At 71.6% G+C, this 17,674-nt stretch carries 17 protein-coding genes; 6 read left to right on the top strand and 11 right to left on the bottom strand.

What is annotated here, in order from left to right:
* Positions 1-188 precede the first annotated feature (188 nt).
* Positions 189-1,166 (top strand): NAD-dependent epimerase/dehydratase family protein, encoded by a 978-nt coding sequence (locus OUY22_RS04670; RefSeq protein WP_270153479.1) that lies wholly within the window; start codon positions 189-191, stop codon positions 1,164-1,166.
* A gap of 1 nt (position 1,167) precedes the next feature.
* On the opposite strand, the gene OUY22_RS04675 is transcribed toward OUY22_RS04670, so the two are convergent.
* Entirely contained in the window at positions 1,168-2,541 is a 1,374-nt protein-coding gene (locus OUY22_RS04675) for an MFS transporter (protein WP_270153480.1), read from the bottom strand.
* A 183-nt stretch (positions 2,542-2,724) separates the two neighbouring features.
* Between OUY22_RS04675 and OUY22_RS04680 the strand changes: the two genes are divergently transcribed.
* A complete protein-coding gene (locus OUY22_RS04680; protein WP_270153481.1) occupies positions 2,725-3,063 on the top strand; it encodes a hypothetical protein in 339 nt (112 codons plus the stop codon).
* Here the strand turns inward: OUY22_RS04680 and OUY22_RS04685 are convergent.
* Positions 3,002-4,717: an alkyl/aryl-sulfatase gene (locus OUY22_RS04685; RefSeq protein ID WP_270153482.1), complete on the bottom strand. Its 1,716-nt coding sequence runs from the start codon at positions 4,715-4,717 to the stop codon at positions 3,002-3,004. The two genes, OUY22_RS04680 and OUY22_RS04685, sit on opposite strands and share 62 nt — an antisense overlap.
* A gap of 123 nt (positions 4,718-4,840) precedes the next feature.
* Between OUY22_RS04685 and OUY22_RS04690 the strand changes: the two genes are divergently transcribed.
* Positions 4,841-5,482, top strand: a complete 642-nt coding sequence (locus OUY22_RS04690; RefSeq protein WP_270153483.1) for an HAD family hydrolase — start codon at positions 4,841-4,843, stop codon at positions 5,480-5,482.
* Positions 5,483-5,502: 20 nt separating this feature from the next.
* Positions 5,503-6,444: a ribose-phosphate diphosphokinase gene (locus OUY22_RS04695; protein ID WP_270153484.1), complete on the top strand. Its 942-nt coding sequence runs from the start codon at positions 5,503-5,505 to the stop codon at positions 6,442-6,444.
* A 28-nt stretch (positions 6,445-6,472) separates the two neighbouring features.
* Here OUY22_RS04695 and OUY22_RS04700 read toward each other — a convergent pair whose 3' ends face one another.
* From OUY22_RS04700 to OUY22_RS04710, 3 genes are all read right to left on the bottom strand, one after another.
* Positions 6,473-7,243 (bottom strand): SDR family oxidoreductase, encoded by a 771-nt coding sequence (locus tag OUY22_RS04700; protein ID WP_270153485.1) that lies wholly within the window; start codon positions 7,241-7,243, stop codon positions 6,473-6,475.
* Positions 7,244-7,297: 54 nt separating this feature from the next.
* Positions 7,298-7,609: a hypothetical protein gene (locus OUY22_RS04705; RefSeq protein WP_270153486.1), complete on the bottom strand. Its 312-nt coding sequence runs from the start codon at positions 7,607-7,609 to the stop codon at positions 7,298-7,300.
* Positions 7,610-7,751: 142 nt separating this feature from the next.
* Entirely contained in the window at positions 7,752-8,654 is a 903-nt protein-coding gene (locus OUY22_RS04710) for a hypothetical protein (RefSeq protein WP_270153487.1), read from the bottom strand.
* 175 nt (positions 8,655-8,829) lie between these two features.
* On the opposite strand from OUY22_RS04710, the gene OUY22_RS04715 reads away from it, so the two are divergent.
* Entirely contained in the window at positions 8,830-9,468 is a 639-nt protein-coding gene (locus OUY22_RS04715) for a maleylpyruvate isomerase N-terminal domain-containing protein (protein ID WP_270153488.1), read from the top strand.
* Between the two features lie 66 nt (positions 9,469-9,534).
* Here OUY22_RS04715 and OUY22_RS04720 read toward each other — a convergent pair whose 3' ends face one another.
* From OUY22_RS04720 to OUY22_RS04745, 6 genes are all read right to left on the bottom strand, one after another.
* Positions 9,535-10,539 carry an ABC transporter ATP-binding protein gene (locus tag OUY22_RS04720; RefSeq protein WP_270153489.1) on the bottom strand — a complete coding sequence of 335 codons (1,005 nt, stop codon included), beginning with the start codon at positions 10,537-10,539 and terminating at the stop codon, positions 9,535-9,537.
* Positions 10,536-11,537 (bottom strand): ABC transporter ATP-binding protein, encoded by a 1,002-nt coding sequence (locus OUY22_RS04725; RefSeq protein WP_270153490.1) that lies wholly within the window; start codon positions 11,535-11,537, stop codon positions 10,536-10,538. Before OUY22_RS04725 ends, OUY22_RS04720 begins: the two co-directional genes overlap by 4 nt.
* Positions 11,534-12,418: an ABC transporter permease gene (locus OUY22_RS04730; protein ID WP_270153491.1), complete on the bottom strand. Its 885-nt coding sequence runs from the start codon at positions 12,416-12,418 to the stop codon at positions 11,534-11,536. The genes OUY22_RS04725 and OUY22_RS04730 overlap by 4 nt, the downstream gene beginning before the upstream one ends.
* The gene (locus tag OUY22_RS04735) at positions 12,415-13,461 is read right to left on the bottom strand and encodes an ABC transporter permease (protein ID WP_270153492.1); all 1,047 of its coding nucleotides are present in this window, start codon (positions 13,459-13,461) and stop codon (positions 12,415-12,417) included. The genes OUY22_RS04730 and OUY22_RS04735 overlap by 4 nt, the downstream gene beginning before the upstream one ends.
* On the bottom strand, positions 13,458-15,266 hold the full coding sequence (locus OUY22_RS04740; RefSeq protein WP_270153493.1) for an ABC transporter substrate-binding protein: 1,809 nt from the start codon (positions 15,264-15,266) through the stop codon (positions 13,458-13,460). Before OUY22_RS04740 ends, OUY22_RS04735 begins: the two co-directional genes overlap by 4 nt.
* Positions 15,267-15,386: 120 nt before the next feature.
* Positions 15,387-17,012, bottom strand: a complete 1,626-nt coding sequence (locus OUY22_RS04745) for an ABC-F family ATP-binding cassette domain-containing protein (RefSeq protein WP_270153494.1) — start codon at positions 17,010-17,012, stop codon at positions 15,387-15,389.
* Between the two features lie 119 nt (positions 17,013-17,131).
* Here OUY22_RS04745 and OUY22_RS04750 point away from each other — a divergent pair.
* The coding region (locus tag OUY22_RS04750) for a type 1 glutamine amidotransferase domain-containing protein (protein ID WP_270153495.1) at positions 17,132-17,674 on the top strand (543 nt) is incomplete at its 3' end.

The following is a 17,674-nucleotide window of genomic DNA, read 5'->3' on the forward strand; positions in this document are numbered from 1 at the left end:
AAGGGCCCGCTTCCCGTAACTGACGCCCCTGAAACCCACGGGAAGCGGGCCCTGGTCCCTTTTCGCGACAACCTCCGACCCGCCTCTGCCCGGTGATCTCGGGCTTAATCCTCGGGTTTCGCTTTGAGCGATTCCGCTGTCGGCTGCGCGGGGTTCCGCCCTGCCGCGGGCGGCGCGACAGTGAGCGGATGAGATTACTGGTATTGGGCGGGACCGAGTTCGTGGGCCGGGCGTTCGTGTCGGAGGCGCTGGCCCTCGGCCACGACGTGACGGTGTTCAACCGGGGCACCCACGAGCCGCCCGCCGGGGTGACCGCGCTGCGTGGCGACCGGACCCGGCCAGGAGGGCTCGACGCGCTGGCCGGCGGCGAGTGGGACGTGGTGGCCGACACCTGGTCGTGGGCGCCGTCCGCGGTGCGCGACGCCGCATCACTGCTCGCCGACCGGGCCGGCCGTTACGTGTACGTGTCGAGCCGGTCCGTCTACGCCGAGCCCGTGCCGTACGGGGCCGACGAAACCGCGCCCGTCGTCGAGGGGTCGCCCGACGGCGGCGAGGACGGGTACGCCGAGATGAAGGCGGGCGGCGAGCTGGCCGCGACCGCGGCGTTCGGCGATCGGACGCTGCTCGCCCGCGCCGGGCTGGTCCTCGGGCCGCACGAGAACATCGGGCGGCTGCCCTGGTGGCTGTCCAGGATCGCGCGGGGCGGGCCGGTGCTCGCGCCCGCGCCCCCGAGCCTGGGCCTGCAGTACGTGGACGCCCGCGACCTGGCCCGCTGGTGCCTCGAAGCCGCGCTCGACGGGGTCGGCGGCGCCTTCAACGTGGTGAGCCCGCCGGGGTTCACCACCATGCGGGAGCTGCTGGAGACGTGCGTGCGGGTCACCGGGTCCGACGCCGAGCTGCGCTGGACGAGCGAGGAGGCGATCCTGGCGGCGGGCGTGCGGCCGTGGATCGGCCTGCCCATCTGGCTGACCGGCGACGACTACGCGTTCATGCACGGCGGCGACGTGTCCAGGGCGGTGGCGGCGGGGCTGCGCTGCCGGCCCGTCGAGGAGACCGTGGCCGACACCTGGGCCTGGCTGCGGAGCATCGGCGGGCGGGCGCCCCAGCGGCCCGACCGGCCCGCCGTCGGCCTCGATCCGGCGGTGGAGGCCGCCCTGCTGGCCTGAGTCACGGGCGGCGTAGCAGGTCGTAGAGCGCGGCGGCGAGCGCCGCGCACACGAACAGCACGACGACCGTGAGACCGTGCCTGAAGGCGACCGGCCAGCCCTGGCCGAGCGCGCCGAAGAAGAGCGAGCCCGCGGCGGCGATGCCGATGGACGAGCCGAGCCGCTGGCCGGTCTGCAGCACGCCCGCCGCGCTCCCGCCGCCCGACGGCGGCACCTGCGACAGGGTGATCGCCTGGTTGGGCGCGATCGTCAGGCCGCTGCCGACGCCCGCCACGAGCAGCGGCAGCGCGGTCGCCAGCGCGACGTCCGGGCCGGGCACGAGCAGGGTGACGCCCATCGTGGCCAGCAGGCCGGCGACCACCGTCACCAGGCCGGCCACCACCACCCGCCGGCCCGCGCGGTTCACCAGCCGCCCGCCGACCAGCGCCGCGCCGGCCGAGCCGACCGCGAACGGCGTGATCGACAGACCGGCCATCAGCGGGCTGTACTGCAGGCCCGCCTGCAGGTAGAGGGTGAAGATGAAGAAGATCCCGGTGAAGCCGGCGAAGTAGAGCAGCGCGATGGCGGTGCCGAGGCCGTAGGAGCGCACCCCGAACAGCTCCAGGTTGACCAGCGGCTCCCGGTGGTAGCGCCGCTCCCAGGCCACGAACCCGGCCAGCAGCGCCAGCGACACCGGGACCAGCAGCCACTTGCCGGCGCCCGGCCACTGGTGCTGCTGGATGAACGGCAGCAGCAGCACCGTGACGCCCAGCCCGAGCAGCAGCACCCCGACGGGATCCATGCTCTCCCGGTGGCCGTCCACCCGCTCGGGCCGCGGCAGCAGCCGGTACGCCAGCGGCACCAGGACCAGCCCGATCGGCACGTTCACCAGGAACACCAGCCGCCAGCCGTGATCGGCGCCGAAGGCGGAGACCAGGGCGCCGCCGATCAGCGGCCCTGCCGCGGTGGACACGCCGATGGTGGCGCCGAGCGCGCCGAACGCCCGCCCCCGCTCCGCGCCCCGGAACATCTGCTGGATGAGGCCCGACACCTGCGGGTTGATCAGCCCGGCGGCCAGGCCCTGCAGCAGCCGGGCCACGATCAGCACCGCCATGGTGGAGGCGAACCCGCACGCGGCGCTGGCGAGCGTGAACAGCCCGACCCCCCACATGAACACCGTCCGCCGGCTGCGCGCGTCACCCAGCCGGCCCGCCGGCACCAGAAGCAGGCCGAACGTGAGCGCGTACCCCGACAGGATCCACTGCAGCCCCGCCTCCGAGGCGTGCAGGCCCTCCCGGATCGAGGGCAGGGCGACGTTGACGATGCTCACGTCGAGCCCGGACATGAAGGCGGCAGCCAGACAGACGGCCAGCGCTTGCTTGCGGGTGTCCGCCACGTGCTCCCCCCGGTTCGGTCAGCGGCCGGCACGTCTTCCGGGCTCACCAGCGCGCAGACCAGATCTCTGCCCGATCCGTACACCCGCCATCCCTCAGCCGCCGATCGGACGCCACCCCGGGTTTCACGATCACGAGCGTGGCGGCGCGCCGCCGGTGCGCGACCGAGCGGTTACGCTCAGTGGATGACCCGTGACGCGCGCGAGCAGCTCTGGCTGGTGGCGGCCACGCTGACCTGGGCGGTGCTCGCCCTGCTGGCGCCGCCGCTGGTCTGGCTGGTGTTCCCGCTGTTCTTCGGCTTCCTGTACGTGCTGCCGCTGTGGGCGGCGGTGTTCGGCGTGACGGTGCTGACCTGTGTGAGCGCCGCCATGGCGAGCTGGCACGCGGGCGGGCCGTCGGCCCCGCTGGTCCTCGGTCCGGTGCTGCTGGCGGTCGCGGCCACGCTGCTGTGGACGCGCCCGGTCAGGGTGTCACGATCGCGAAGCCGGGGACGGGGTCGTCCAGCGCGGCGAACAGGCGCCTGAGGGCCAGCAGGTCGCCGTCCCTCGACACCTCGCCGACGCCCCGGCCCTCGATCAGGGCGGCGAGCTGGGCCCGGGTGAGCCGGAGCGTGAGGTCTACCGGCCCGTCCGGTGGGTCGTCCTGCCGGATGAGCGCCCCGTTGGACAGCACCGTGCGGTAGCGGCGGCCCAGGTCGGTCAGGTGCCAGTCGATGGCCAGGCGCTCGTGCCAGGCCTTCGGGCCGTTCACCCGGACGGCGAGCGCGTCGAAGAGCCGCTCAGGGCTGAGCGCGGCCAGCGCGCCGGGCGCGACGCCCCCACCCGCCGAAGGGGCGATCCCCTCCGACAGCTCCAGCGCCCCCATCAGGTACGCGTTGCGCCAGGCGGCGTCGCGAGACCCGTGGCCCAGCCGCGTGTACACCTCGGCCAGCAGGTCGCGGGCCCGCTTGTTGCCCTCGTCCGCGAAGACCGCGTGGTTGAGCAACTGGGCGGCGAAACGCAGGTCGCCCTCGGCGGCGTACCGCTCGGCCAGCGCCACCACGGCGGGGCCGCCGCCCAGGCACTCGACGTAGCGGATCGCGCTCTGGCGGGGCGGGTGCTCCCACAGCCGTGCCGGGTTGCCGTCGAACCAGCCCAGGTAGTGCTGGTAGACGGCCCTGACGACGCCGGGCGCGCCCGGCAGGGCCGCGAGGGCGGGCGGCGGCTGCAGACACTCGGCGATCTCCTCGGCGGTCAGCCCCTTGTTCATCAGGCGCACGGTCTGGTCGTGCAGGTAGGCGTGCAGGTCCCGGTGCCGCTCCAGCAGGCGGGTGATCTCCCCGGCGCCCCGTACGGTCCCGTGGTGGGCGGCGAAGGCCACGTCCGCGCGGCCGGCGAAGAGCGTGACGGCCCGGGACAGGCAGCGTGTCCACCGGCGGGGGTCGCACGCGTCCGGCGGGTCGTCGGGGACGCTCACCGGCAGGCAGAGCGCCCGCCGCTCAGGCAGCAGGAACGCCAGCGCGGCGCCGGGCAGGGGCAGGAAGGCGAACCGCACCCCGTCGACCGTCTCCTCCTGGCCGGTCCGTTCGATCGCGGCCGTGGGCGGGAGCAGGGAGAGCGTCCCCGCCGAACGAGCCGGGCCGAGCCGTCCTCCCGGTCCCGCGGGCAGGGCGGGTCCGTACGTGTAGGCGGCCCTGCGGGCGGCGGCCGGGGCGGCGTACAGGAACTCCTCGGCGGCGCGGTCGAGGAAGCCGGCGGGCGCGAGCACGGGCACGCCGCCGGGGGTGACGCCGCGCGCGCCGCCGAAGCGGTCGGCCCGCGCGCCCGTGTAGACGACGCCGGTGACCGGGCGCTCGCCCCGATGCCGGCGGTAGAGCCGCAGCCCGGCGACGGCGCACTCGGTGGAGCGCAGCGGGTCCACGACCACGACCCCGGCGTCCCCTTCGACGAGGGTCAGGTGGCCCAGGTCGAGCCCGCGCACCTGGTAGACGCCCTCGGCCACCTCGTACAGGCCGTGCCGCCCGCGCGCTCCGGTCTCCCGCCACAGGCTGGGGTGCGCGGTGGCCGGACACTCCCCGTCGCCGCCGTACGAGTCCGCGTCCCACACCACCGTGCCGTCGGCGTCCCTCACCACGGTGGAGGTGAGCGGCGCGACGAACCCCACGCCCGCGTCGTCCGGCTCGTATGGAAGCTCGGCCATGCAGGTGAAGTGCCCGGAAAGTAGGAAATCACAGTCAACGTACGTCCGAAACACCATGAACCTCCCTTGGATTGACTTTTCGGGAAATAGTGGACATCTGGTGGCTTGGGTAGGTTCTGGGGCGTGGAAGCCTGCGTGTTCGATCTCGACGGTGTGCTGGTCGACTCCGAGCCGGTCTGGGAGGAGGTGCGGCGCGCCTTCGTCGCCGAGCACGGCGGCACCTGGCGCGCCGACACCCAGTCCCGCCTCATGGGCATGAGCACCGGCGAATGGTCGGCGTACCTGCACGAGCTCGGCGCCCGGTTCCCGCCGGACGAGATCGCCCGGCGGGTCGTCGACCTGATGGCCGAGCGCTACCGCGACCACCTGCCCCTGATGCGCGGCGCCCCTGAGGCCGTGCGGCGGCTCGCCGACCACTTCACGCTCGGGCTGGCCAGCTCCTCTCCCCGGCGGCTCATCGACGTGGTCCTGGAGTCCGGGGACCTGCACGACTGCTTCGACGCCACCGTCTCCACCGAGGAGGTGGCCCGCGGCAAGCCCGCGCCCGACGGCTACCTGGAGGCGGCCAGACGGCTGGGCGTCGAGCCGGGCGCATGCGTGGCGGTGGAGGACTCCGCCAACGGGCTGCGCTCGGCCGACGCGGCGGGCATGCGGGTCGTCGCCGTCCCCCATCCTCGCTACCCGCCCGGCCCGGACGCGCTCGCCCTCGCCTGGCGGGTGGTCGACGACCTGGACGCGCTGACCCCTGAGCTGCTCGGCGGGTGACCCGCTATCCTTTGGGAATCGTGCGAGACATCACGGTTTTCAGCGGAAGCGCCCACCCCGACCTCGCCGAGGAGATCTGCGCGAACCTCGGCGTCCCCCTCCATCCGGTGCGCGTCTCACGCTTCGCCAACGACGTCGTCGAGGTCCAGCTCCAGGCCAACTGCCGCGAGCGCGACGTCTTCCTGATCCAGCCGCTGGTGCCGCCCACCCAGGAACACCTGGTGGAGCTGCTGCTCATGCTCGACGCCGCGCGCGGCGCCTCGGCGGCGCGCACCACCGTCGTGATGCCCCACTACGCCTACGCCCGCTCCGACAAGAAGGACGCCCCGCGCATCTCCATGGGCGCCCGCCTGGTGGCCGACCTGATGGTGGCCGCCGGGGCGGGGCGGGTGCTGGCGATGACCCTTCACTCGCCGCAGGTGCACGGCTTCTTCAGCGTCCCGGTCGACCACCTGCACGCGCTGCGCGAACTGGCCGCCCACTTCGCCCGCCACGACCTGTCCAACACCGTCGTGATCTCCCCCGACCTGGGCAACGCCAAGGAGGCCGCCCACTTCGCCCGCCTCATCGGGACCGGCGTGGCGATGGGCGCCAAGCAGCGCTTCAGCGACGACCGAGTGGTGATCAGCTCGGTGATCGGCGACGTCGACGGCAAGGACGTGATCATCCTGGACGACGAGATCGCCAAGGGCAGCACGGTCATCGAGCTCCTCGACCGCCTCCGCGAGCGGAACGTCCGCTCCGTCAGCATCGCCTGCACCCACGGCCTGTTCTCCGACGGCGCGATCGAGCGCCTCGCCGCGCTGCCGGAGGTCCGGGAGATCGTCTGCACCAACACCGTCCCCCCGCCGCCCAAGGCCGGCGACAAGCTCACGGTCCTGTCCATCGCCCCCGCCCTCGCCGAGGCGATGCGCCGCATCCACTACGGCGAGTCCGTCAGCGCCCTGTTCGCCACCCCGTGACCCACCCGGGCGTCGCCGGAGCCCGCCCTTACGCGGAGATGCCGCCGTCGCTCTTGAGCAGCTGACCGTTGATCCACTGACCGCGCGGCGAGCACAGGAACTCCACCAGGTCGGCCGTGTCGCGCGGGGTGCCCAGACGGCCCAGCGGGGTGTGTTCGACGCAGGCGTCGCGCACCTCGCCGGACATCCAGCCGGTGTCGACGGGGCCGGGGTTGATCACGTTCGCGGTGACACCGAGGTGGCCCAGCTCACGGGCGGCGGCCAGGGTGATGCGGTCCAGCGCGCCCTTGCTCGCCCCGTACGGGAGGTTGCCGACGACGTGGTCACTGGTGAGCGCGACGATCCGGCCCGAGCCGGGCGCGCCCCTGAACCGGCGGCCGAACTCCCGGATCAGCAACCAGCTCGCCCGCGCGTTGACCGCGAAGTGGCGGTCGAAGCTCGCCACGGTGGTGTCGAGCAGCCCCGAGTCGACGGACTCGCAGTGGCACATCACCAGCGCGGTGACGTTCGCCAGCCGGCTCTCCACCTCGTCGAAGACCCGCGCCGGCGCCTCGGTCTCGACCAGGTCGGCCTCCACCGCCACGACGGCCGCGCCCTCAGCGGCCAGGGCCTTCCTGATCGCCTCGACGGCCCCTTCCTCGGCTCCCCACGTCATCCGCTCGTCGTAGGCCGTCCAGTACGTGAACCCGATGTCCCAGCCCGAGGCGGCCAGCCGCGTCGCGATCCCGGCCCCGATGCCCACGGTCCTGCCCACCCCCGTGATCAGCGCCACAGGCCGCGCACTCTGCTCGACGCTCATCCAGAGATCGTCTCCGAGCGGGTTGTCCGGAGCAACGCCTTTTCCTCAGCTTCCTCAGCCGAAGAGCTGGTCAAGGAAGTCGACCAGCGCCGCACGCCGCAACCATCTCTCCAGCGTCACGGTGTCGGTGCAGGACATGACCCGCTGCCGCTCATCCTCGCTCGGCCGCAATCCCCGCGTCTCCAGGACGAGCAGCACAGCCTGCGCCTTGCCTTTCGCCTCGCCTTTCGCCTCGCCTTCGGCCTTACCTTCGGCCTTGCCTCGGGCGATCAGGCTCTGCGCGTACTTTCCCTGGTACAGGAAGGTCTCTGTGGCCATGAGCCGCTCCATCTCCTTCTGCGCGGCGCCCCTGAGGGTCATGGTCATGTACTCAGCGTAATGCCCCGCCTTCGCGGGGCCGATGTGATTCAGGGCTGTCGCTGGGCAAGCGGCGGCGCGCTGGAGCTGTACGGGTCCTCGCCGCAAGGGCTGATCCGAGACGCTCGGATGAGGACGGCGAAGCCTCGGATCATTCGAATAGCTTGCCCACGGAGTCGACGAGAACGGCCCGCCGCAGCCACCTCTCCAGCGTCCCGATGTCGGTGCAGGACATGACCCGCTGCCGCTCATCCTCACTCGGCCGCAATCCCCGCGTCTCCAGGACGAGCAGCACAGCCTGCGCCTCGCCTTTCGCCTTGCCTTTCGCCTCGCCTTTCGCCTCGCCTTCGGCCTTACCTTCGGCCTTGCCTCGGGCGATCAGGCTCTGCGCGTACTTTCCCTGGTACAGGAAGGTCTCTGTGGCCATGAGCCGCTCCATCTCCTTCTGCGCGTCGCCCCTGAGGGCCACGGTGACATACTCAGCGTAACGTCTCGCCTGCTCAGGGTCGATGTGGTCCAGGGCTTCGACCAGAGCGGCGAGGATGGCGTTGATCCTCGGGTCCTGGCTGTGGGTGATGGCGGAGATGGCCGCGAGGCCGATGTTGCCGACGGCCTCCGCGACCTCGGTGACGGCCGGGGTGTTGTCGGGTCCGATGACGAGAGGGCTCAGGGTGAGTCCTGGATGGCCGGTCTCGATACGCCGGGAGGCCCACTCGGCGGTGGCGCGGTCCGGACAGATGACGACCAGGCAGGCTTGGCAGGCGTCACGAGCACGCAGGTTGGCTATGTAGGCCAGCCAGGTCCGGTGTTTGGTGTCATCGGGCTGGAGCTGGACCTCGGTGATGACGCCCAGCCGCCGGCCGTCGCCTTCGGTGTAGAGGAGGGCTGCGTCCGCCCGGTAGACGGAAGGGCTGATCTCGGACAGCTCGTTGGAGATGACCTGGGCATCGGTGGGGGTCAGGGGCAGTCCGAACAGGGCGCGCAGCAGGTGCGCGGTCCGTTCGGGTTCGAGGGTGGCGATGCCGACCAACCCTTCGTGGAGAGCGGTGACCATGACCGGGAATATTACTCACAGAGACGGAACGATTACTCTTGGTTTCCTGAGAAAGGACGCGAGGAAGCGGAAGGGCGGTCTCGGCCTGATCGCCGTGCTTGGGGCGGAGGGAGCTCGTGCTGGGCGTTCTGGCCACGGCTAGGGTGGCTCTGGGCCTACCGGAAGGGCGATCGATATGGAAATCAGACGGTCCTACTTAACCGCCGCGGAGTCGGCCGTGGCGCTCCTGCGCGACCCCTCGGTGGCCGCGGCCTGGGCCAAGCCGAGCGCGCTGATCGAGTTCAGCGTCGCGGGCCTGGCCGGTCACCTGGCGAACCAGTTCGTCAGGGTGGACGGCCTGCTGAAGTCTGCGGACGAGGCGGCCGGCGAGCCGGTCACCCTGCTGGAGCACTACTCACGTTCGCCGTGGGTGCAGGCGGGCCTCGACCACGAGAGCAACGTGAGCATCAGGCGCGGCGGCGAGCAGGTCGCCGCCGACGGGCCGACGGCGCTCGCCGACCGTGCCGCGGAGCTGCTGGAGAGCCAGCGGCGGGCGTTGCCGGCGCAGCCGTCCGGCCGGGTGGTCCACCTGCCGTGGGCGGGCTGGTCGCTGACGCTGGACGACTTCCTGCTCACCCGGGTGACGGAGCTGGTCGTGCACTCCGACGACCTGGCGGCGAGCGTCGGCGTACCGACGCCCGAGCTGCCGGCGGACGTCGTCGACCCGGTGGTGGACCTGCTGGCCCGGCTGGCCGTGCGCCGTCACGGCGCGACGGCCGTGATCCGCACGCTGAGCCGGGCCGAACGGTCCCCGGCCACGATCAGCGCGTTTTAGCGATCACCGCCGACTGACTCCGCCGCCTCAGCCGACCGCTCCGCCGCGCCGACCGACTCCGCCGCGTCAGCCGGTGGCCTCCGCGTAGTAGCAGGCCGCCTGGGCTCCGGTGGCGGCGGGCAGGATGTTCAGGGGCTCGTTTCGGCACCGGCCGTCCACACCCGCCTCGGCGGCCTTGCCGGAGGCGAGCACCTGGCAGCGGGCGTGGAAGCGGCAGCCCCCAGGGATCCTGGTCGGGTCCGGCGGCTCGCCGGTCAGCACCACCCGCTCCGGCGACTCGGGCAGCACCGACAGCAGGGCCTGCGTGTACGGGTGACGCGGCGCGGTCAGCACCTGCTCGACCGGCCCGGACTCGACGACCCGGCCGAGGTACATCACCGCCACCCGGTCGGCGATGTTCCAGGCCAGTCCCAGGTCGTGCGTGACGACCAGGGCCGACAGTCCCAGCTCGTCGCGGAGCCTGAGCAGGAGCGCGAGGATCTCGCCTCGCACCGACGCGTCGAGCGAGGCCACCGGCTCGTCGGCGATCAGCACCTTCGGGTCCAGCGCCAGCGCCCCGGCGATCACGACGCGCTGCCGCTGCCCGCCGGACAGTTCGTGCGGGTAGCGCAGCAGGAAGCGCTCGGGGGGCCGCAGCCCGGCCCGGCCCAGTGCGGTGTTGACCACGTCCGCCTCGTCCGGCAGGCCGTGGATGCGCGGGCCCTCGGCCACCGCCTCGTAGACGGTGTGGCGCGGGTTCAGCGAGCCCATCGGGTCCTGCAGGACGAGCTGCACCTGCCTGCGGTACTCCTTGAGCGCCCGGGAGGTGTACTTCAGCGGCTCTCCCCCGTACCGGACCGTGCCGGAGGTGGGCTTCTCCAGGCCGAGCAGCGTGCGCGCGAGCGTGGTCTTGCCGCAGCCGGACTCGCCGACCAGCGCCACGATCTCGCCCTCGCCGACCGCGAGGTTCACGCCGTCGACGGCGCGGGCGCGCCGCCCGCGCGAGGTGAACTCCACGTGCAGGTCGCGGGCCTCCAGGAGGGTACGGCGGGCCGTGGTTACCTCTTCGGCCGGGGCCTGAGTCTCTGTCATGCGTCCTCCTGTACGCGGTCCCGCCCTTGGTCCCACCCGTGGTTCCGTACGTGGACGCAGGCGGCGGCGCGGCGGTCGCCGGCGGGCCACAGTTCGACGTCCAGCGTCGGGCACTCCTCCAGCGCGACCGGACAGCGCGGGTGGAACGAGCACCCCGTGGGCAGGTTCATCGGGTCCGGCGGGTCGCCGCCGAGGCCGCGCGGGGCCAGCCGGGACGCCGGGTCGCCGACCGTGGGGAAGGCGGCGGCCAGGGCCTGGCTGTAGGGGTGCCGGGGGTCGTGGAACACCTCGTGCGACGGGCCCTGCTCGACCACGCGGCCCGCGTACATGACCGCGAGCCGGTCGCACACGTCGGCGAGCACCGAGAGGTCGTGCGAGATCATGATCAGGGAGATGTCGTGCTCGGCCACCAGTTCCTTGATCAGCGTGAGGACCTGGGCCTGCACCATCACGTCGAGAGCCGTCGTCGGCTCGTCGGCGATGATGAGCCGGGGCGAGCAGGCGAGCGCCATCGCGATCATCACGCGCTGGCGCTGGCCGCCGGACAGCTCGTGCGGGTAGCTGCGGGCCCGCCAGGCGGGCAGGCCCACCTGTTCCAGCAGTTCGGCCACCCGCTTGCCGGCCTGGCCGGGCTTGGCCAGGCCGTGCACGAGGAGCGGTTCGGCGATCTGGTCGCCGATGCGGTGCACCGCGTTGAGCCCGTGCTGGGCCCCCTGGAACACGATCGACGCCTCGGCCCAGCGGACCGCGCGCAGGCGGCCCCATTTCATGGTGAGGACGTCCTCGCCGTCGAGCAGGATCCGGCCGGTGACGCGGGCGTCGCGCGGCAGCAGCCGCAGCAGCGCCATGGCCAGCGTCGACTTGCCGGATCCCGACTCGCCGGCGACCCCGAGCGCGGTCCCGCGGTCGAGGGTGAGCGACACGCCGCGCACGGCGGGCACCTCGCCCTCGGCGATGCGGTAGGTGACCGAGACGTCGTCCAGTTCTAGCAGGCTCATGCCTTCGTCCCCCGGAGTCGCGGGTTGAGCACGGTCTCCAGCGCCCGGCCGCAGAGCGTGAACGCCATGACGACCGCGAGGATGCACAGGCCGGGGATGAGGATGTACCACCAGGCTCCCTGGCCGGCCGCGTTCCAGTCGTAGGAGCCGCGCAGCATGGTGCCCCACGAGGTCTTGTTCGCGGTCACGCCGAGGAAGGCCAGCGTCGACTCGGTGACGATGGCGCTGGCGACCTCCAGCGTGGTGCTGGCCAGGAGCAGCGGGGCGACGTTCGGCAGCACGTGGCGGGTGGTGATGTGCCAGTGGCCGCCGCCGAGCGCCTTGGAGCGCTCGATGTACGGCCGCGCCTCCACGGCCAGGGTCTGCGCCCTGATCAGGCGGGCGGTCGACGGCCATGAGGTGACGCCGATCGCCATGATGATGGTGAACGTGCTGCCGCCGAGGATGGCCGCCAGCACCAGCGCGGTGATGAGCGAGGGCAGCACCAGGAACCAGTCGGTCACCCGCATGATGGCGGCGCCGATCCAGCCGCGGAAGTGGCCGGCGGCGATGCCGAGGATGGTGCCGATGGCCATGCTGACCAGCGCGGCCAGGAAGCCGATGAGGAGCGACGTGCGCGCGCCCCACCACACCATGAGCAGGATCGAGCGCCCTGACTCGTCGGTGCCGAACGGGTACTCCAGGCTGGGCGGGGCGAAGTCGGGCCCGGTGTTCTCGACCACGCTGGTGACGCCCTCGTCGATGAAGAGCGGCGCGACGACCGCGAGCGCCACGGCGACGACGAGGATGGCCAGCCCGGTGACGCCGGCGCGCTGACGGCGGAAGCCGTCCCAGAACCGGCCCAGCGCCCGCTTCCTGCGGGTCCACGTGATGGCGCTCATGCGGACCTCACCCTCGGGTCGAGGATGTGGTAGACGACGTCGGCCAGCGTGTTCATGACGATCACCGCGACCGTGATGAGCATGAACGTCCCTTGCATGAGCGTGAAGTCGGGCACCGAGATCGCGTCGTAGAACAGCTTGCCGAGCCCCGGCCAGCTGAAGACGGTCTCGACCGTGACCGCGCCGCCGACGACGAATCCGATCCGCATGAACACCAGCGTCACCGTGGGCAGCAGCGCGTTGGGCACGGCGTGCCTGCGGCGCACCTCGTCGTCGCGCATGCCCTTGGCCCGCGCGGTGTTGATGTAGTCCTGGCCCACCTCGTCGAGCAGGGACGAGCGCATGACCAGCAGGTACTGCGCGTACACCACGCCGACCAGGGTGAGGCATGGCAGCACCATGTGCCAGGCCACGTCCAGGACGTAGCCGAAGCCGTCGGGCGCGTCGACGCTCTCGATGCCCCGCGACGGGAAGATCTTGAGCCAGGCGCCGAAGACCATGAGCAGCAGCAGGCCGAGCCAGAACGTGGGCACCGACCACAGCACGAGCGAGGTGGCCGTGGAGAACCGGTCGAACCGGCTGCCCGGCCGCCATCCGGCCCGGGTGCCCTGCCAGAGCCCCAGGCTGACCGCGATGAAGAGGCCCACCCCCGCGAGCAGCAGCGTCGGCCCGAGGCGCTCGCCGATGAGGTCGAGGACCGGCCGCTTGTACTCGTAGGAGGTGCCGAGGTCGAGGCGGAGCGTCTGGCCGACGAAGTCGAAGAACTGGTCGGTCAGCGGCTTGTCCAGGCCGAGCCGGCGCCGTTCCAGGTCGAGCTGCTCGGGGGTCATGTTGCGGCCCTGCGCGAGGTTCCGTACCGGATCTCCGGGGAGGAGGCGGAACAGGAAGAACGTCGCGATGATCACCATCGCGATGCTGAGCAACGCCCCGCCCGCCTTGGTGAGCGCGTAACGCAGCACGCCGTGGCGGGCGGGGCGGTCGTCACCAGCGGGGCCCGCCGCCTGCGCGGCGGCGGGCTCTGCTGCTTCGAGCGGTGCGGTCATTCGCGGTCGTCCGCCACGGACTTGCGCCGCCGCAGGAGGAAGTATCCGCCCACGCCGAGGGCGACCGCGCCACCGACCAGGATGGCGATCAGGGTGGCGGCGCTGGAGCCGCCCTCCTCGGACTCGGCGGAGGACTCGACGGCCTCCAGCGAGTAGAACGGCCAGAAGCTGCTGGCGCCGTACAGGATGCCGTCCTGCTCGGGCACGGAGGTGATGCTCTTGATCCGGTCCTTGCGGTAGCCCTCGAGGTCGTTGGTGTAGTAGATCGCGATGACCGGGGCGTCGGTGTAGAGGCGCTCCTGCATCTGCTTGATCAGCTCGGCGCGCTTGGGCCGGTCGAGCTCCTTGAGCTGCTCCTGGTAGAGCTTCTCGAAGGTCTCGTCGCAGTAGAAGGACTCGGTGCCGCCGCCTTCGCCCGACGGGGTCGGCCGCCGGCTGCACAGGTGCGTCGCGAGGACCTCCTCCGGGTCGGGGTTGACCGACCAGCCGGAGATCGCGATGTCGAACAGGCCGGTGACGCCGGTCTCCTCGGTGAACTTGCTGGAGTCGAGCTTCTTGGTGGTCAGCGTGACGCCGATCTCCTTGAAGAAGCCGGTCAGGTACTCGGCGAGCTTGTCCTCGATCGGGGTGTCGGTGTGGATGCTGAAGCGGAACTCCAGCTTGCGGTCACCGTCGGGCATGGTGCGGACGCCGTCGGGGCCCTTCTTGTAGCCCGCGTCGTCGAGGATCTGGTTGGCCTTGGCCGGGTCGTAGGAGACCTTGGTGTCGCCGGTGGCCTCCCAGAAGAAGTCCGTGTACATGGGCGGCACGATCGAGCCGTGGGCGGGCTTGGCCAGGCCGTTCTGCACCTCGGCGACGAGCCTGTCCTTGTCGATGGCGTGGTGCAGCGCCTGGCGGACCTTCTGGTCCTTCAGCGCCGGGTGGCCGTCGCCCACCTCCTTGTCGTCGGTGGTGGTGGCGCCGTGGTTGATCTGCAGGTAGGCGGCGCGGCGGCCCTGCTGGTTCCACTGCACGATGTTCGGGTCGCCCTTGAGCGACTCGTACTCCGGCGGGTTGAGCCGGCCGATGAGGTCGATCTCGCCGTTCTTCAGCCCGATGATGGAGGCGGCCGGGTTCTCGTAGAAGACGACCTGCAGTTCGTCGATCTTGGGGGCGCCGCGCCAGTAGTCGGGGTTGGCCTTCAGCTTGACGTACTGGTCCTTTTTGTGTTCGACGGCGATGTACGGGCCGCTGGTCACGGCGGGGTACTGGTCGCCGGAGAAGTCCGCGATGTTGGTGACCTTCTCCCAGACATGCTTGGGCATGATCGGGATCGGGTTCTCCAGGATGGACGCCTGGGGGTTCTTCAGCTTGATGACCAGGTCCTGGCCGTTGGCGGTGACGCTCTCGAAGTTCTCCACGGCCGGGCCGTTGGCGGTCTTCGCGGCGTCATCCGTCATGATCTTGTTGAAGGTCCAGGCGGCGTCCTCGGCCGTGATCGGCTGCCCGTCGGACCACTTGGCCGTGCGGATCTTGAAGGTCCACGTAAGGCCGTCGTCGGAGCTGCTCCACGACTCGGCGAGGTCGGGGCTGGGCTTCAGCGTCTTGTGGTCGGGGACCGTCAGGAAGCCGTACATCCAGCGGTGGATCGAGGTCGACACCAAGCGGACGGCGAGGAAGGGGTTCATCGAGTCAACGGCCTGGGTCGCGCCCACGCGGACGATCTTCTTCCCCGCCGCAGGATCCTGCGCTAACGCCACCTGACCCTGACCTACCACCAAGAGCGCGACGCCCATGACCGCCAGGCGTGCGAACCATTTCCTCATGTGTGCCTCACCTTCAGGCGGGGGGTTATCTGTGTAGAGCACGGCACACCATAGGAACGTCGCATGTCAACGAGTTGCGGAGGATTGTTTCATCTTCGTTTCCTTTCGCGGTGTAAATTTTCAGCGCGAATCGGACACCCGCCCCTGGTCGACCACGAGTCTCCTGCCGACGCTGACCGCCTCCAGCATGCGGCGGTCGTGCGTGACGAGCAGGAGCGTGCCGGGATAGCCCGCCAGCGCCGACTCCAGTTGCTCGATGGCGGGCAGGTCCAGGTGGTTCGTCGGCTCGTCGAGCACCAGCAGGTTGACGCCCCTGGCCTGCAGCAGCGCCAGCGCGGCCCGGGTGCGCTCGCCGGGCGAGAGCGTCGTCGCGGGGCGCAGCACGTGGTGCGCCCTCAGCCCGAACTTGGCCAGCAGCGTGCGCGCCTCCCCCGGCGCCAGGCCGGCGTGCGCGGTGAACGCGTCGAGCAGCGCCTCCTCCCCCTCGAACAGCCCGCGCGCCTGGTCGACCTCGCCCACCACCACGCCGGAGCCGAGGGAGGCATGCCCCTCGTCCAGCGGGACCCGTCCGAGCAGGGCGCCCAGCAGCGTGGTCTTGCCCGAGCCGTTGGCGCCGGTGATCGCCACCCGCTCGGCCCAGCCGATCTCCAGGTCGACCGGTCCGAGCGTGAAACCACCGCGCCTGACGACGGCGCCGCGCAGCGTCGCCACCACCGCGCCGGACCGGGGCGCGACGGCGATCTCCATGCGCAGCTCCCACTCCTTGCGCGGCTCCTCGACCTCCTCCAGCCGCTCCAGCAGCCTCTCCGTCTGCCGGGCCTTGGCGGCCTGCTTCTCGGTCGTCTCCACCCGGGCGTTGCGGCCGATCTTGTCGTTGTCGGACATCTTGCGGCGGGCGTTCTTGACGCCCTTCTCCATCCACGCCCGCTGCTTGCGGGCGCGTCCCTCCAGCTCGGCGCGGGTCTCCGCGTACTCCTCGTAACGCTCCCTGACGTGCCGTCTGGCGACCTCGCGCTCCTCCAGGTACGCCTGGTAACCGCCGCCGAACAGGTGGACCCGCTGCTGGGCCAGGTCGAGCTCCAGCACGTCGGTGACGGTCCTGGCCAGGAACTCGCGGTCGTGGCTGACCACGACGGTGCCGGGCCGCAACCCCTTGACGAAGGACTCCAGCCGGTCGAGGCCGTCGAGGTCCAGGTCGTTGGTGGGCTCGTCGAGCAGGAACAGGTCATAGCGGCTGAGCAGCAGCGAGGCCAGCCCGGCCCGCGCCGCCTGGCCGCCCGACAGCGAGGTCATCGGCTGGTCGAGCGCCACCGGCAGCCCGACGGCCTCGGCGCGCTCGTCGAGGTCGGCGCCGCCCAGCGCCAGCCAGCGCTCCAGCGCCAGGCTGTAGGCGTCGTCGGCGCCGGGCGCCTGCTCGGCCAGCGCCTGCGCGGTGGAGTCCAGGTCGCGCTGGGCCCGCGCGACGCCGGTGCGGCGGGCCAGGAACTCCATGACGGTCTCGCCGGGCCTGCGGTCGGGCTCCTGCGGCAGGTAGCCGACGGTGGCGGTGGCCGGGCTGAGCCGGATCTCGCCCTCCTCAGGCCGGTCGAGGCCGGCCAGCATGCGCAGCAGGGTCGACTTGCCCGCGCCGTTGGCCCCCACCAGCCCGATCACGTCACCCGGGCTGACGGTCAGGTCGAGCCCCGAGAACAGCACCCGCTCCCCGTGACCGGCGGCCAGCCCCCGCACCACCATGGTCGCACTCATGGACGGCGATGCTACTAGGGCGAGCCGGATGTCCCTTTTCGCCACGTACGCGCCCGGCGCGTATAGATCGGAACCTTTCGGATAGTGGGTGGGAAACCATCGGACTATCGGGAGCCATCATGCTGCAGGACAAGACCATCGCGTTCCTGGTCGCGCCCGAAGGCGCCGAACAGGTCGAGCTCACCGAACCCTGGAAGGCGGTCAAGCAGGCCGGCGGCACCCCCAAGCTGATCTCCACCAAGCCCGGGCAGGTACAGGCCTTCAACCACCTCGACAAGGCCGACTCCTTCGCCGTGGACGCGACGGTGGACGAGGTGACGGCGGCCGACTTCGACGGGCTCGTGCTGCCCGGCGGCGTCGCCAACCCCGACCTCCTGCGCACCGACGCCAAGGCGGTGCGGTTCGTCCAGGACTTCTTCCAGAGCGGCAAGCCGGTGGCGGCCATCTGCCACGCACCATGGACGCTGATCGAGGCCGACGCCGTACGCGGGCGGAGGCTGACCTCCTGGCCGAGCCTGCAGACCGACCTGCGCAACGCCGGCGCCACGTGGGCCGACGAGGAGGTCGTGATCTGCGAGGGCGGGCCGAACAAGCTGGTCACCAGCCGTAAGCCGGACGACCTCAAGGCGTTCTGCCAGGCCACGGTGGACGTGCTGGGCGGC

It is taken from the genome of Nonomuraea corallina, from assembly GCF_027620315.1.
GTDB lineage: Bacteria > Actinomycetota > Actinomycetes > Streptosporangiales > Streptosporangiaceae > Nonomuraea > Nonomuraea corallina.